The sequence below is a fragment of the Dryocola boscaweniae genome, assembly GCF_025215095.1.
Classification (GTDB): Bacteria; Pseudomonadota; Gammaproteobacteria; order Enterobacterales; family Enterobacteriaceae; genus Dryocola; species Dryocola boscaweniae.
The window spans coordinates 398,409-413,103 of sequence record NZ_JALHAP010000082.1; the positions used below are offsets into that span (position 1 = coordinate 398,409).

The 14,695-nt window shown below is 54.8% G+C and carries 12 protein-coding genes; 9 read left to right on the plus strand and 3 right to left on the minus strand.

Translation table 11 applies throughout. The features are described from left to right. Positions 1-11 precede the first annotated feature (11 nt). Entirely contained in the window at positions 12-203 is a 192-nt protein-coding gene (locus MUA00_RS19275; protein WP_271124604.1) for a YnbE family lipoprotein, read from the minus strand. Further along, positions 200-2,842 carry a YdbH family protein gene (locus tag MUA00_RS19280; RefSeq protein WP_271124605.1) on the minus strand — a complete coding sequence of 881 codons (2,643 nt, stop codon included), beginning with the start codon at positions 2,840-2,842 and terminating at the stop codon, positions 200-202. The genes MUA00_RS19275 and MUA00_RS19280 overlap by 4 nt, the downstream gene beginning before the upstream one ends. A 214-nt stretch (positions 2,843-3,056) precedes the next feature. Here MUA00_RS19280 and MUA00_RS19285 point away from each other — a divergent pair, with 214 nt between their 5' ends. Continuing rightward, on the plus strand, positions 3,057-4,046 hold the full coding sequence (locus tag MUA00_RS19285; RefSeq protein ID WP_271124606.1) for a 2-hydroxyacid dehydrogenase: 990 nt from the start codon (positions 3,057-3,059) through the stop codon (positions 4,044-4,046). Between the two features lie 130 nt (positions 4,047-4,176). After that, positions 4,177-4,602 (plus strand): heat shock protein HslJ, encoded by a 426-nt coding sequence (gene hslJ, locus MUA00_RS19290; RefSeq protein ID WP_271124607.1) that lies wholly within the window; start codon positions 4,177-4,179, stop codon positions 4,600-4,602. Positions 4,603-4,604: 2 nt separating this feature from the next. Here the strand turns inward: hslJ and MUA00_RS19295 are convergent, their stop codons facing one another. Next, positions 4,605-4,889, minus strand: a complete 285-nt coding sequence (locus tag MUA00_RS19295) for a putative hemolysin (protein ID WP_271124608.1) — start codon at positions 4,887-4,889, stop codon at positions 4,605-4,607. A 279-nt stretch (positions 4,890-5,168) separates the two neighbouring features. On the opposite strand from MUA00_RS19295, the gene nifJ reads away from it, so the two are divergent. The 7 genes from nifJ to MUA00_RS19330 all read left to right on the plus strand — a co-directional run bounded on the left by nifJ (position 5,169) and on the right by MUA00_RS19330 (position 14,677). After that, on the plus strand, positions 5,169-8,699 hold the full coding sequence (gene nifJ, locus MUA00_RS19300) for a pyruvate:ferredoxin (flavodoxin) oxidoreductase (protein ID WP_271124609.1): 3,531 nt from the start codon (positions 5,169-5,171) through the stop codon (positions 8,697-8,699). Positions 8,700-8,888: 189 nt separating this feature from the next. Further along, positions 8,889-9,329, plus strand: coding sequence for a hypothetical protein (locus tag MUA00_RS19305; protein ID WP_271124610.1), 441 nt, complete (start codon positions 8,889-8,891; stop codon positions 9,327-9,329). A gap of 6 nt (positions 9,330-9,335) precedes the next feature. After that, positions 9,336-9,887, plus strand: a complete 552-nt coding sequence (locus tag MUA00_RS19310) for a hypothetical protein (protein ID WP_271124611.1) — start codon at positions 9,336-9,338, stop codon at positions 9,885-9,887. A gap of 161 nt (positions 9,888-10,048) precedes the next feature. After that, positions 10,049-10,678 carry a response regulator transcription factor gene (locus MUA00_RS19315; RefSeq protein WP_271124612.1) on the plus strand — a complete coding sequence of 210 codons (630 nt, stop codon included), beginning with the start codon at positions 10,049-10,051 and terminating at the stop codon, positions 10,676-10,678. After that, a complete protein-coding gene (locus MUA00_RS19320) occupies positions 10,679-12,220 on the plus strand; it encodes an MASE1 domain-containing sensor histidine kinase (protein WP_271124613.1) in 1,542 nt (513 codons plus the stop codon). Positions 12,221-12,307: 87 nt separating this feature from the next. Next, a complete protein-coding gene (gene uhpC, locus MUA00_RS19325; RefSeq protein ID WP_271124614.1) occupies positions 12,308-13,636 on the plus strand; it encodes an MFS transporter family glucose-6-phosphate receptor UhpC in 1,329 nt (442 codons plus the stop codon). A 9-nt stretch (positions 13,637-13,645) separates the two neighbouring features. Continuing rightward, the gene (locus tag MUA00_RS19330; protein ID WP_271124615.1) at positions 13,646-14,677 is read left to right on the plus strand and encodes an ABC transporter substrate-binding protein; all 1,032 of its coding nucleotides are present in this window, start codon (positions 13,646-13,648) and stop codon (positions 14,675-14,677) included. Positions 14,678-14,695 lie beyond the last annotated feature (18 nt).

Genomic DNA, 14,695 nt, shown 5'->3' on the forward strand with positions numbered 1-14,695 from the left:
AGCATTCCTCATCAGAACAAGTCGCTGCGGCTTTTAAGCAGGCTTTCGACGTCTTTATCCACCTTAATGTGAATTTCGTGCTCGATTTTCACATTCATGTTGATGGTGATGGGTTCTTTCGGCGCGGCTACTTCAATACGCGGCGTACAGCCCGTAAGCAGCAGACTTCCGGCCGCGAGCCCTGCGGCGATAAATATTTTCATTGTGTTTCCTCACATGCTTCGCCGGGAGTCTGACAGCGCGCACCGGGAAGTGCAGCGTGTTGTTCCAGCCAGTTCTGTAAATTGTCGCCAAAGCGCAGGCTGCGCCACAGCGTGAAAAGGTTTTCCTGATGGGTATAGTTGAGATGGACGGTATTTTTCTTCCCTTCCACATGGCTTATCCCCGTCACGCTGGCGCTCATTGAGACCTCACCCAGATTATCTAAATTAATTTTCGCCCAGGATCGCGAAATCTCCATGTAACGCAGCCAGTTTATGGCCGAGCCCGCCGCCATGTTATTGGCAACGATAGCGTCGGCCATGTCTTTGTCCATGCGAAATGTCATCGGACCTGGATTAGTAAGCCAGCCGTCTTTGATAATCCATTGCGGATGATTAAGCCACAGCGGCAGCGCGCCGGTAAGGCGTCCGGACAAAGTGAACTGCTTGGGATTCACCGCCGTAACCAGCTCGCTTGATGAAATATCCTGTAGCCGAAGCAACGCAGCATCCCGCTGCGGCATGCGGAGCTGCTGCATAAGGATTTTGCCTCCCAGCACATCAACGCTAACGTTGCTTAGCGTCAGCGGTTGTTTGTCGCTCCACGGATACCAACCGTCGAGATCGGCGGTGATATTCCGGGCCGTTACCTGGTTTTTCACCTCGCCGATGCGCAGCGTCACCGGGCCATGGGTGCCCAGATGCCATGTCGAATCGCTAAAACGGAACGGCAGAACAAAGTCGACGCCGTTAATCTGATTATCCGGCAGCCATACGCTCCCGCTCTTCACGACGCCATGCCCACCGGCTTCAAAGCCTTGCCCGCTTGCGGCAGAAAAGGCGATTTGCGCATAAAGATTGCCGTCTTTCAGATCCATCTTCCAGTCCGGCGGGATCAGAGGCTGGAAAACGGTCAATGTCTGTTTTGGCCACCAGGCGTTACCGCGCAGGCGCTCGCCATCCCAGCGGCCCATAACGCGCACCGAGCCAATTTTTCCGGCATGAAGATCGCCCTTAAACTGAAATGAAGAAGGATCTTCGCCATCGAGGCTAAATTTCAACGTTGAAGCGGGTAAAGCGCTGCCGCCGGTAAAGGTCGTGCTTCCTGCCTCCAGCAACAGAGCGCCGGTAAAAGAGGCGCGCTCCTGCGCCCGCTGCCAGCGAACAGGCTTTTCCAGCGCCAGTCGCGGTTTGTTCATCAGCATTGAGCCGTATTGCAGCTTGTCGAACCCCGTTGAAAGCGAGGTCAGTTCGATAGCGCTGTCGCGCCACTCGCCTTTGCCGCTCACATCCCAGCGGGCACTCATCGGCGTGAATGCGCCGTTGCCCCAATAGCGCCATTGCCACAGCCCCGCATCGGGCATGAAATCGTCGGCTTTGCCATCAAGATGTAAGACAAAATTACCCATTTCATTTTCGTGGGCGCGAATAATAGCCTGCAAACGCCCGTCTACGCCCCGCTGTGTTAGGCGCACGCCCGCCAGCGGCCAGCGAATTTCATCGATATCCAGCGAATCAATTACCCGCCCGCGGGAGCGCAGCAGCGCGCCTGGCCTGAACAGCAACTGCGGATCGGTCAGGGCGCCGCTTAACTCTCCGGGCAGTACCGCATAGAAGATGAGCGCATCCTGCTTGGCTTCACCCGTGATCTGGAGCGGCAGCGCGCTGTTTGTCATGCTCAGTTTGCCCGGCCCAATATTCAACACCGCATTGCCCTTGCCCGCTCGCCCCTGCGTAACCACGTTCATGCGGCCGCTAAAAGTGGCGTTTTCCAGGCCCTGCTGCCAGTCATCCACGCGCAAAGCCAGGCCGCCACGCAGCGGAAATCCCTGATATGGCCATGCCCATTGCCCGCCGTTGATTTCAAAAATCTTCTGGCTGATTGTCCAGGGCAGCGAGACCAGCGGTTCGCTATCCCTGGATTTGCGCAGCGTTAAAGCGCCCTGATCTTCATGCCAGTCAAGTTCAACATTAATAAGCTCAGGCTCCTGCGGAATGCGTAGCGCGGAAGTGATGCGCCCTTGCTCCGGCAAACCGTTCGGCACCCGCGGGAGCGTAAACGTGCCGGCCAGCTCAATCGGGTCCATTCCTTCGAACGCGCTAATGTTCAGCTTCTGTAACTCAAGCGTCTGGCCTTTAAGCTTTGCATCAATGGCTAACAGCGGGCCGGAATAATGCACTTCTTGCTGGGATGGCGTCAGCGCGACACGCAGTCCGCCGGCAAACTGCTGCCACGGCGTGACGTTCAACTTATCAATGGTCACCAGCGTGTTGGGCAGCATGGATTGCCATTCGGCAAGCGTTCGCGGCGCGGCCGGGGCGGCATCATCAAGCGGAATTTTGCTGATGCAGTCGGGATTAAGAGTGAGTTCGTTCAGGTGCAGACGCCAGCGGCTCGGATGGCTCAGCCTGGCGTTCCGCAGGTTTGCCAGCTCACAGTCTCCGGCCAGATAGCGAAGATCGGGAATAATAATCGCCCCACGGCTCAGGCGGGGGCTGGCCTCCATGGCAATACGCGTCCCCTGCGGAAGCCAGATGCCGGCAAGCGTCGGCAGCCAGTTGGCGATGGTCAGAAGCAGCGCAAGCGGCAGCAAAATAAACAGTAATGCCAGGGCGATAATGGCTTTGTATTTACCCTTCATGGGCGGTTAATATCCTGATTCAGCGACAATTTATGCCGAAGTATGCGATGATTCTGGCACGATTCGGGCCGGGCGTGAAGTTAACGCTATCGTCTAAGCTTAGATGAGCAACAGACGGCAAGCTTTTCCCGCTTGCGAAAACTAATTTTTAAGAATTGTAAGAAAATTTTAAGCATGGTAATTTGACACTAAAATTATTCTGGAGAAAAGTCTTATGAAACTGGCCGTGTATAGCACAAAACAGTACGACAAGAAGTATCTGGAGAATGTTAACCAGGAATATGGCTTTGAACCTGAATTTTACGACTTCCTGTTAACGGAGAAAACCGCCAAAACCGCGCATGGCTGCGACGGCGTGTGCATTTTCGTTAACGACGACGGCAGCCGCCCGGTGCTGGAAGAGTTAAAAAAGCAAGGCGTGAAGTTTATTGCTCTGCGCTGCGCGGGTTTCAACAACGTGGATTTAGACGCGGCGAAAGAACTTAACCTGCCCGTTGTGCGCGTGCCGGCCTATTCCCCGGAAGCGGTAGCCGAGCATGCCATTGGCATGATGATGTGTCTGAATCGTCGCATCCACCGCGCCTATCAGCGTACCCGTGACGCAAACTTTTCCCTTGAAGGGCTGACTGGTTTTACCATGTTCGGCAAAACGGCGGGCATTATCGGCACCGGGAAAATCGGCATTGCGGCGCTGCGAATTCTGAAAGGTTTTGGCATGCGCCTGCTGGCATTCGATCCTTACCCAAGTGCGGCGGCATTAGAAATGGGCGTGGAATATGTCGATCTGTCGACGCTTTTCTCGCAGGCGGATGTCATTTCTCTGCACTGTCCGCTGACGCCGGAAAACTACCATTTGCTTAACCGCAGCGCGTTTGAGCAGATGAAAGACGGCGTGATGATTATTAATACCAGCCGCGGCGCGTTAATCGACTCGCAGGCGGCCATCGAAGCGCTGAAAAATCAGAAGATCGGCGCGCTGGGCATGGACGTTTATGAGAACGAACGTGATTTGTTCTTCGAAGACAAGTCTAACGATGTGATTCAGGATGACGTATTCCGTCGCCTTTCCGCCTGCCACAACGTGCTGTTTACCGGCCATCAGGCGTTCCTGACCGCCGAGGCGTTAACCAGCATTTCTGAGACGACGCTTGAGAATCTGCGCCAGCTTGAAAGCGGCGAGCCTTGCGTGAATCAGGTCAACTAATTGCCGTTTGGTTTTGCCTCCTCTCCCGCCCGGGAGAGGAGTGTTTAGGATAATCCTTACTGCATCCCGGCGCGCATTTTGCCAAAGTGGCGCCAACTCATTGATGAAACGAACAACTTAGGGAGAAGAAATGAAAAAATTAGCCTCACTGATGCTGGCGACGGCGGTACTGGCCGGCTGTGCGCAATCTGGTGACAAAGGAAGCGTCACCGCACAGGATTTGCAGCATCACCGCTATGTTTTACAAAGCGTGGACGGCAAACCGCTGGAAGGCATCAAACGTATGCCGGAGCTGAGCTTCGGGGAAAATATGCATATTTCAGGCAGCATGTGTAACCGCTTTATGGGCCAGGCAACGCTTGAAGACTCTACCCTGAAGGCGAAAGGATTGGGCATGACGATGATGCTGTGCGTGGAACCGCAGCTTAATCAACTCGATCGTATGATCAACGACATGCTGACCGGCGGCGCGCAGGTTGGCCTGGCACAACAGCAGTTAACCCTGAAAAACAGCCAGCATACTTTAGTGTATAAACTGGCCGATCTGGTCAACTGAGACTAGTAGGCTCCGCAGGTTCCGGCGGCAAGCGCGTTTTCACTACAGCGTTTGCCGTTGGGCATCGCGCACATCCCGATTGCCGACCCGTCAAGCTGACGGGCAACGCTCAGCGTCCCACCAATCATCGCACAACTCGCCTGCCCCTGATTTGACATAGCAGCGCGCATCCCCGGCGGGACGTGAGCGGCGGTAGCTTGTTGAGGTGGTTCATTACTACTGCATGCTGATAACAGTGTTGTTGATAACAACAAAGCGGCACATCCGGCTAAAAACGCAGCGCGCATTACTCTTCTCCCCCTGAACGTTGCAAAACCTAAGAATCATAAGCGTCATGCCCGCGCTGCGTCGAGGGCATCAGGCAAGAAAAAGTGTTGCTTTATGCGAAGCGGATCACTTTTTTGGATAAAACTTCAGATAATTCCCATCAGAAAACATTCACGCCGCCAATACCTATCACACAAAACCGAAAATCGCGCTTTCCGGCCTTTGCTAAACTTAAAACATTATTCAGGGCCGCCGCTGTAATGCGAGCCTCATACTTTAGCGCTTTGTAAGGGTCACTTATGATCACTATCGACGGCAATGGCGCAGTCGCCTCAGTGGCGTTTCGCGCCAGCGAAGTTATTGCCATCTACCCGATTACTCCCAGCTCAACTATGGCGGAGCAGGCCGATGCCTGGTCCGGCGATGGCCGCAAGAACGTCTGGGGAGATACGCCGCGGGTCGTAGAGATGCAGTCGGAAGCCGGGGCCATCGCCACCGTACACGGCGCGCTGCAAACCGGCGCCCTTTCCACCTCATTTACCTCATCGCAGGGTTTACTGCTGATGATCCCCACGCTCTACAAACTGGCCGGGCAGTTAACGCCGTTTGTTCTGCACGTGGCCGCCCGCACCGTGGCTACTCACGCGCTTTCAATTTTTGGCGACCATTCGGATGTGATGGCTATCCGTCAGACCGGCTGCGCCATGCTTTGCGCCAGCAGCGTTCAGGAAGCGCAAGACTTCGCGCTAATTTCGCATATCGCAACGCTAAAAAGCCGCGTGCCCTTCATTCATTTTTTCGACGGGTTCCGCACTTCGCACGAAATCAATAAAATCGTCCCGCTGGCGGACAGCACCATTCTTGAACTGCTGCCGCAAAAAGAAATCGATGAACACCGTGCCCGCGCGCTCAATCCTGAGCATCCTGTCATTCGCGGTACGTCCGCCAACCCGGACACTTACTTCCAGTCCCGCGAAGCAACTAATCCCTGGTACAACGCGGTTTATGCGCACGTCGAACAGGCAATGGACAGCTTTGCGAAAGTCACAGGTCGCCAGTATCGTCCGTTTGAATACTATGGGCACCCGCAGGCCGAGCGGGTGATTATTCTGATGGGTTCCGCCATCGGCACCTGCGAAGAAGTTGTCGATGAGCTGCTGACGCGCGGCGAAAAAGTCGGCGTTCTGAAAGTTCGCCTGTTCCGTCCTTTCTCAGCGGATCATTTGCTGGCAGCGTTACCGGAAAGCGCGCGTCATATTGCCGTGCTGGACAGAACCAAAGAGCCGGGGGCGCTTGCAGAACCGCTGTATCTGGACGTGATGACGTCGCTTGCGGAAGCCTTCAACCGTGGCGAGCGCGAAACGCTGCCGCGCGTCATCGGCGGCCGTTACGGCCTGTCTTCAAAAGAGTTTGGCCCGGACTGCGTGCTGGCGGTCTTTAACGAACTGAAAGAAGCGAAGCCGCGGCCGCGATTCACCGTGGGAATTTACGACGACGTGACCAACCTTTCGTTGCCGCTTCCGGAAAACACCCTGCCGTCTCGCGCGAAGCTCGAAGCGCTGTTTTATGGGCTTGGCAGCGATGGCAGCGTCTCGGCGACCAAAAACAATATCAAAATAATCGGTAACTCCACGCCGTTCTTTACCCAGGGCTATTTCGTTTATGACTCGAAAAAGGCTGGCGGCCTGACGGTTTCGCACCTGCGCGTCAGCGAGCATCCGATTAACTCCACCTATCTTATCGACCGCGCCGATTTCGTTGGCTGCCACCAGCTCCAGTTTATCGACAAATACCAGATGGCCGAGCGCCTGAAACCGGGCGGCATTTTCCTGCTCAACACGCCTTACGATGCAAATGAAGTCTGGCATCGTCTGCCGCAGGAGGTTCAGGCGGTTCTCAACCAGAAAAAAGCGCGTTTCTTTGTCGTCAACGCGGCGAAAATCGCTCGCGAATGCCAGCTTGGCGCGCGCATAAATACCGTTATGCAGATGGCTTTCTTCCATCTCACTCATATTTTGCCGGGCGACAGCGCGCTGGCTGAACTGCAGGGAGCGATAGCTAAAAGCTACAGCAGCAAAGGCCAGGAGCTGGTTGAGCGTAACTGGCAGGCGCTGGCGCTGTCCCGTGAGCTGCTTGCCGAGGTTACGCTGCAGCAGGTCTTCGAAAACAGCCCGATGCGCCCGCCGGTGGTTTCCGACGCCGCGCCGGATTTTGTAAAAACCGTTACCGCCGCGATGCTTGCCGGACTTGGCGACGCGCTGCCTGTATCCGCGCTGCCGCCGGACGGCACCTGGCCGATGGGCACCACGCAGTGGGAAAAACGTAATATTGCCGAAGAAATCCCTATCTGGAAACCGGAGATCTGCACCCAATGTAACCACTGCGTCGCAGCCTGCCCGCATTCGGCAATTCGCGCTAAGGTCGTTCAGCCGCAAGCGTTGGCAGATGCGCCCGCCGCCCTGCAATCGCTGGATGTGAAATCCCGCGATATGCGCGGCCAGAAATACGTTCTGCAGGTCGCGCCTGAAGATTGTACCGGCTGTAATCTGTGCGTGGAAGTTTGCCCGGCGAAAGACCGGCAGAACCCGGAAATCAAGGCCATCAATATGATGTCGCGCCTTGAACATGTAGAAGTTGAGAAAGAGAATTATGATTTCTTCCTTAGCATGCCGGAGATGGACCGCACCAGCCTGGAACGTATCGATATCCGTACATCCCAACTGCTGACGCCGCTGTTTGAGTACTCCGGCGCCTGCTCCGGCTGCGGCGAAACGCCGTACATTAAGCTACTGACCCAGCTTTATGGCGACCGTCTGTTAATCGCCAATGCTACGGGATGCTCGTCAATTTACGGCGGCAACCTGCCCTCCACGCCGTACACAACCGATGCCAACGGGCGCGGTCCGGCATGGGCGAACTCGCTGTTTGAAGATAACGCCGAGTTTGGTCTCGGCTTCCGTCTGACGGTTGACCAACACCGCGTGCGCGTGATGCGCCTGCTGGAGAAGTTCGCGGACCTCCTGCCAGCCGAACTGAATGAACAGCTACACGCCGAAGCCACGCCGGAAGTGCGCCGCGAACAGGTTGCCGCCTTACGACAGCATCTGGCTAACGTAGATGACGCCGATGCTCGTCAACTGTTGATCGATGCGGACGCGCTGGTTGAAAAATCCATCTGGCTGATTGGCGGCGATGGCTGGGCTTATGACATCGGTTTTGGCGGCCTCGATCACGTGCTGAGCCTTACCGAGAACGTCAATATTCTGGTGCTGGATACGCAATGTTATTCCAATACCGGCGGCCAGGCGTCGAAAGCTACTCCGCCAGGCGCGGTGACCAAGTTTGGCGAGCACGGCAAGCGTAAGGCACGTAAAGATCTCGGCGTGAGCATGATGATGTACGGGCACGTTTATGTGGCGCAGATTTCCCTTGGCGCGCAGCTAAACCAGACGGTTAAAGCGATTCAGGAAGCGGAAGCTTATCCGGGTCCGTCGCTTATCATCGCCTACAGCCCTTGCGAAGAGCACGGTTACGATCTGGCGCTAAGCCACGATCAGATGCGTCAGCTCACCGCAACCGGTTTCTGGCCGCTCTACCGCTTCGACCCGCGCCGGGCGGATGAAGGCAAGCTGCCGCTGGCGCTGGACTCCCGTCCGCCGTCGGACGCGCTGGCTGATACGCTGATGAAAGAGCAGCGCTTCCGCCGCCTGAGTTCGCAACAGCCGGAAGTGGCTGAACAATTGTGGAAAGACGCCGCCGAAGATCTGCAAAAACGCTACGATTTCCTGGCGCAGATGGCGGGCAAGGCTGAGAAAGCCGCCGACAGCTAAACGCTATCAGCGCCCAGCAACACAATGCAAGCCCGGGCCGTTGGTTCCGGGCTTTTTAATTTCACGCTGTAAATCGATAATCGCGGTGATAACCAAAGCGGGCAAAATTCCTGAACTCATTCCACTTGCAGACTGTATTCATTGTTTGGTTTAAAGTTGAAAAAATGCACGCATTTCAAGGACGATACTATGCCTATAAGGACTTATAGATTCTCACAAATCGCAATGATGCCAGTTGAAGGCGTTGGCATTCATGCAAGTTTTTCTATTTCAATTGTCGTCAGAGATGAGAGGATCAAAGGGGGTAATCGTAGTGTCCATCTCTCAGCGCATGGAAATAGCAATGCGGCAAAAGCTGCTGGCACAGGGAAACTCTTATTCTGGTGTACAGTTACCAATAATGCTAACCATAAAAAATATGTTCTTGATAACAAAAGAGATGAGATGTTTGCCGCAGGCGTTGAGGATGTAGTTATTGGCTGCGCGAAGTTTATCATTGACGCTAAATATAATATTTACCCTTCTCTTACGGTTGAGGGAGGCTATAAACTTGCAGACTATACAGGGCAACATATCCCCCTGCCTGGAAGGATACGAAGAGTAATTAAACTCGAACCGTTTCAAGGATGATTCAGCATGAAACTTATCATATCTGTCTTACTGTGCTCCCTGATGTTATCTCCCTGTATCGCATCCAGTAGCTATGCGGACAAGGCAACTGAAACGGGTGCAAAACTAGTCGATGAATACACGAAAGCAAGCAGTAAAGGGAAGCAGCGGTTCATCACTGAACTGCAAATATTGACGCATAAAAATCCAGAAAACAGCAATGTACGTAAGATGTATGCAAATGTACTGCTGGCAGACAAGCAATATCAGTCGGGTTTACAGCAGATTGAGATTATTAATAAAAAATATGGCACCCCCTCTTTTTTATTAACTGCGTGCATGGTGAAAGAAAGGCTAAATATGCCATTTAATGGATGTTACAAGGATATCATCAGGATAATGGATAAAAATAATGTAAAGGATGTTAATTATCTGACCGCTTTATTTTTTGCATCCGATCCGCGTTTCGATGAAGAAAGAAGAAAACAATTACGTGCGGATGAAATATCTGGTGAACAAGCAGCATATTATAATCTTTCGCGGGAAGATTTTTTATTAAACCTTTACCCCTCACCTTAGCTGTCTCTTCGCAGGGAGAGAAATTTCTCCCTCACCCTGCAAGGGGGAAGGTCACTATGAAAGTTTTTTTGCTACTCCCGTTACATATTCCCAACATCGCCATTGCGAAGAATATATTCCTGCGCATGATGTCGCTTTGCCTTCCCTGATAGAGCAAATTGATGATTGCCGTTGCTTTAGTTGATGACCATGTTGTGGTGCGTTCCGGTTTCGCCCAGCTTTTAAGTCTGGAAACGGATATTCAGATTGTCGGGCAATACAGTTCAGCCGCCGAGGCCTGGGCTGCGCTTATTAAAAATCCCCCGGACGTTGCCGTACTCGACGTGGCAATGCCCGACGAAAACGGGCTAAGCCTGCTTAAACGCCTGCGCCAGCAGCGCCCGGGTTTTCGCGCCATTATTCTGAGCATTTACGATACCACCGCATTTGTGCAAAGCGCGCTGGACGCCGGCGCAAGCGGCTACCTTACCAAGCGCTGCGGTCCGGAAGAGTTAGTTCAGGCCGTTCGCGCCGTGGGTATGGGCGGGCATTATTTATGCGCCGACGCGCTGCGTGCCCTGCGCCACGCCGGCCAGCCAGCAAAAGCGCTTGAAGGCTTAACCCCTCGCGAGCGCGAAGTTTTTGATCTGCTGGTAAAAGGTGAAAGCGTCAAACATATCGCGGAAATGCTTACGCTAAGCCATAAAACGGTGCACGTGCATCGGGCCAATATTCTCGGCAAGCTGCAATGTGAAAGCACTATCGATCTGGTGCATTTTGCTCTTGACCACCAGTTGCTGACCGGGCACTAAATGGGACGTTCGTGGCGTCATCTGCTGCTATCGCTGTTTATTGTTTTCGCCTGGGGGCTGGGCTGGCAGGCGCTGTGGACCGTTAGTTTTTATCTCACTAATAACGGCCAGCAGGCCACGCTGCTTTTGCCGCAGGGCGTACATCTCGCGCTGCTTATTCTGCTTAACCGGCGTTACTGGCCTGCTCTGTTTGTGCCGGTTATTGGCATGCTGGGCTGGCTGTGGCAGCAACAGCTAATGACCGAACCGGTCATGCTGCTTTCTCCACTTCTTAGCGCAATCCCTGCGCTGCTCGTACAGCGTTACTGGCACCGTTTCACGCTTTACTGGCAGCGGCTTTCTTTGTTGATGGCGGCAATTACCGGCGATGCGCTACTGCATACGCTGATGCTGACGCCCTTTCTGGCAAGTTCCGCTTCGCAAATTTTACTGGCCGCGTTTACCGGCGGGATTTTGCTGACGCCGTTCGTGTATCTGATTTATGAGTACCTGCGCCAGCAGCATCTGGAAAGCCTGCTGGCGCAGGAGACGCCGAACCCGCCGCTGCGTACTTCGCTGCTTATCTGGTGCAGCCTGTTTTTTATTATTGGCGTGGGCGCGCAGATGGTGCTGTCGCCTGAAATCGAGCGGTTGCTGCTGATTGTGGTGTTTCTGCCAAACGTCGTGATGGCCTATAAATTCGGCTGGCAAGGCGGCGTACTGGCGGCGCTGCTGGGCAGCATGATGATCACCATCGCCCGGCAGATCGGCAGCGGTTTTAACGGGCTGATGGAAATGGAGCTGTTTTTGTCGACCCAGGCGCTGCTGGGCATCGGCCTTGGGATCGCCATCAGCCGTCAGCAGCATCTGGCAAACAATCTTCATCGTTACCGCCAGCGGCTGGAAATCGAGCTGCAGGCCCGGCGCGAGCTGATGGAACAACTGGTTCACGCCGAAGAAGATACGCGTAAAGATCTCGCCCGCGAGCTGCACGACGAAATAGGCCAAAACATTACCGCCATCCAAATCCAGTCGATGCTGGTGAAACGCACGGCCAACGGCGATGCCGCGACGCTTGCCGCCGAACAAATCAACCAGCTTGCCCAGCGTATTCACCATTCAACCCGCCAGTTGCTGCGCCAGCTTCGCCCTCCCGTGCTCGATGAAATGTCCCTTGAGAAAGCCCTGCATCATCTGGTGCAGGAGTTTGCTTTTGCCGAGCGCGGCATTGTCTGCCGTTTTACTTACGATCTGCCCGGGCAGCCCGTCAGCGATACCGTGGTGTTCACGCTTTACCGCCTGGTGCAGGAGCTGCTGAACAATATCTGCAAGCATGCTGATGCAAGCCATGTCGACATTTCCCTTACTTCCCGGCCGCACGGCGTGCGGCTTGAGGTGAAGGACGACGGCATTGGCTTTGCCGGCGATATCCGTACCGGCTTCGGATTGCAGGGCATCGAAGAGCGCATCCGCGCTTTAGGCGGAGATTTAACGCTTGAGGGCCGGTCCGGGACGCGCGTAATTGTTAACCTGCCCACACTTTTTCAACAAAATCAGGAATAACCAGGAAAAAGTCTTAGTCGACTAAAACCTTGTCTCATCCCCTGACCGCCGCCGTTTCCTATAGTCGCCTTAACCCGGAGGAATCCCATGATTTCTGAGCAAACCATTGGTCGTGATTATCGTTACTGGCGCCCGCGTTTGCTGTTTTCAATGGTGGTGGGCTACGCCGCTTTTTACCTGACGCGTAAAAGCGTGAGCTTTGTTCTTCCGGCGATGCAGATGGATCTTGGGCTGAGCAAAAGCGATATCGGCCTGCTGGGCACGCTGTTTTATCTCTCGTACGGCCTGTCGAAATTTGCCGCTGGGCTCTGGCATGACAGACGCGGAGAGAGCTGGTTTATGGGCGCAGGCCTGCTGGCCACCGGCGTGCTGAATATCCTGTTCGCCTTTGGCAGCAACCTGACGATGCTGCTGATTATCTGGACGCTGAACGGGTTTTTCCAGGGCTGGGGATGGCCGCCCTGTGCAAGATTATTGACGCACTGGTATTCGCGCAATGAACGCGGCTTCTGGTGGGGGTGCTGGAATACCTCGATTAACCTGGGCGGCGCGGCGGTACCGATGATTTCCGCGCTGATGGCGCTGTGGTTCGGCTGGCAGGCGGCGCTGCTGGTACCGGGCGTTATCGGCATTTTGACCGGTATCTGGCTGTGTCGCCGCCTGACCGGCACGCCGGAAGAAGCAGGACTGCCGCCGGTGGGCGTCTGGCGGCATGACCCGCTGGAGATGCGTCAGGCGCAGCTTAGTCCGCCAATGCCGCTGTGGCAGATGTTCCGCAGCACGGTGCTGCAAAACCCGATGATTTGGCTGCTCGGCGCGAGCTACGTGCTGGTTTATCTAATTCGTATCGCGCTGAACGACTGGGGCAATATCTGGCTTGCGGAAAGCCACGGCGTGAACTTACTTAGCGCCAACGCTACGGTGATGCTGTTTGAAATGGGCGGATTGTTCGGGGCGCTGTTTGCAGGCTGGGGATCGGATTTACTGTTTCGCGGCCAGCGCGCGCCGATGATTTTGCTCTTTGCCCTTGGGCTGTTTATTTCCGTCGCCGCCCTCTGGCTCTCGCCGGTGCACCATTACGCGCTGCTGGCAATGTGCTTTTTTGCCATCGGCTTCTTCGTGTTTGGCCCGCAGATGCTGATTGGCCTCGCGGCGGTGGAATGCAGTCACAAGCAGGCGGCGGGCACCGTCACCGGATTTTTAGGGCTGTTTGCCTATCTTGGCGCGGCGCTTGCGGGCTGGCCGCTGTCGCAGGTGATTGAGCGTTACGGCTGGTCAGGAATGTTTGTGCTGCTGACCATCGCCGCCGCGCTGATTGGATTTTTGCTGATGCCGCTGCTTATGGCGGGCATCAGCGCGCAGGACAGGAGTATTGGGGCCATGGACCCGGCCACCACCTTACCTCAGGACACTTAGGATAATAATATGAAACTGACCGTGCTCTCTTCTCTGGTTGCCGCAGGCCTCGCGCTGGCGACGCTTTCGAATGCCGCCCAGGCCAAAGGCCGTCTGGTGGTGTATTGCAGCGCCACCAACGAAATGTGCGAAACGGAAACCAAAGCGTTCGGCGAAAAGTACGATGTGAAAACGTCTTTCATCCGTAACGGCTCCGGCAGTACGCTCGCGAAAGTGGATGCCGAGAAGAAAAATCCGCAGGCCGATGTGTGGTACGGCGGCACGCTGGACCCGCAGTCGCAGGCAGGTGAAATGGATCTGCTGACGCCTTATAAGTCGGCCAATCTTGAGCAGGTCATGCCGCAGTTCCGCGACCCGGCTAAGCGCAAAGGCAACTATTCGTCTGCCGTATACGTCGGCATTCTCGGCTTTGGCGTGAATACTCAGCGCCTGAAAGAGAAAAACCTGCCGGTGCCAAAATGCTGGAAAGACCTGACTAACTCGATTTATAAAAGCGAAATCCAGATTGCCGACCCGCAAAGTTCCGGCACGGCTTATACCGCCCTTGCGACCTTTGCCCAGCTTTGGGGCGAGGATCAGGCTTTTGATTATCTGAAAAAACTCAACGGCAACGTTTCCCAGTACACCAAATCCGGCATTGCCCCGGCGCGTAACGCCGCACGCGGCGAAACGGCCATCGGCATTGGCTTCCTGCATGATTACTCGCTGGAAAAAGAGAACGGCGCACCGCTGGAGCTGATTTCCCCCTGCGAAGGCACCGGCTATGAAATTGGCGGCGTCAGCATTCTGAAAGGCGCGCGCAATATGGACAACGCTAAGCTGTTCGTTGACTGGGTGCTGTCAAAAGAAGCGCAGGAACTCTCCTGGAAGAAAGGTAAGTCCTACCAGATTCTGACCAACACCACCGCTGAAACCTCGCCGCTTTCCCTGAAGCTCGACGATCTGAAGCTTATCAATTACGACATGGATAAATACGGCGCGACCGACATGCGTAAGGCGCTGATTGGCAAATGGGTAAATGATGTGAAGATGGGTAACTAACCCACCCGCAGGTGACAA

What these genes read in the sequence shown, in the direction of transcription:
- MUA00_RS19310 (WP_271124611.1), top strand. Translation starts at nt 9,336, where the DNA reads ATGAAACTTATCATATCTGTCTTACTGTGCTCCCTGATGTTATCTCCC.
- MUA00_RS19315 (WP_271124612.1), top strand. Translation starts at nt 10,049, where the DNA reads ATGATTGCCGTTGCTTTAGTTGATGACCATGTTGTGGTGCGTTCCGGT.
- nifJ (WP_271124609.1), top strand. Translation starts at nt 5,169, where the DNA reads ATGATCACTATCGACGGCAATGGCGCAGTCGCCTCAGTGGCGTTTCGC.
- MUA00_RS19275 (WP_271124604.1), bottom strand. Translation starts at nt 203, where the DNA reads ATGAAAATATTTATCGCCGCAGGGCTCGCGGCCGGAAGTCTGCTGCTT.
- MUA00_RS19330 (WP_271124615.1), top strand. Translation starts at nt 13,646, where the DNA reads ATGAAACTGACCGTGCTCTCTTCTCTGGTTGCCGCAGGCCTCGCGCTG.
- uhpC (WP_271124614.1), top strand. Translation starts at nt 12,308, where the DNA reads ATGATTTCTGAGCAAACCATTGGTCGTGATTATCGTTACTGGCGCCCG.
- MUA00_RS19295 (WP_271124608.1), bottom strand. Translation starts at nt 4,889, where the DNA reads ATGCGCGCTGCGTTTTTAGCCGGATGTGCCGCTTTGTTGTTATCAACA.
- hslJ (WP_271124607.1), top strand. Translation starts at nt 4,177, where the DNA reads ATGAAAAAATTAGCCTCACTGATGCTGGCGACGGCGGTACTGGCCGGC.
- MUA00_RS19305 (WP_271124610.1), top strand. Translation starts at nt 8,889, where the DNA reads ATGCCTATAAGGACTTATAGATTCTCACAAATCGCAATGATGCCAGTT.
- MUA00_RS19285 (WP_271124606.1), top strand. Translation starts at nt 3,057, where the DNA reads ATGAAACTGGCCGTGTATAGCACAAAACAGTACGACAAGAAGTATCTG.
- MUA00_RS19280 (WP_271124605.1), bottom strand. Translation starts at nt 2,842, where the DNA reads ATGAAGGGTAAATACAAAGCCATTATCGCCCTGGCATTACTGTTTATT.
- MUA00_RS19320 (WP_271124613.1), top strand. Translation starts at nt 10,679, where the DNA reads ATGGGACGTTCGTGGCGTCATCTGCTGCTATCGCTGTTTATTGTTTTC.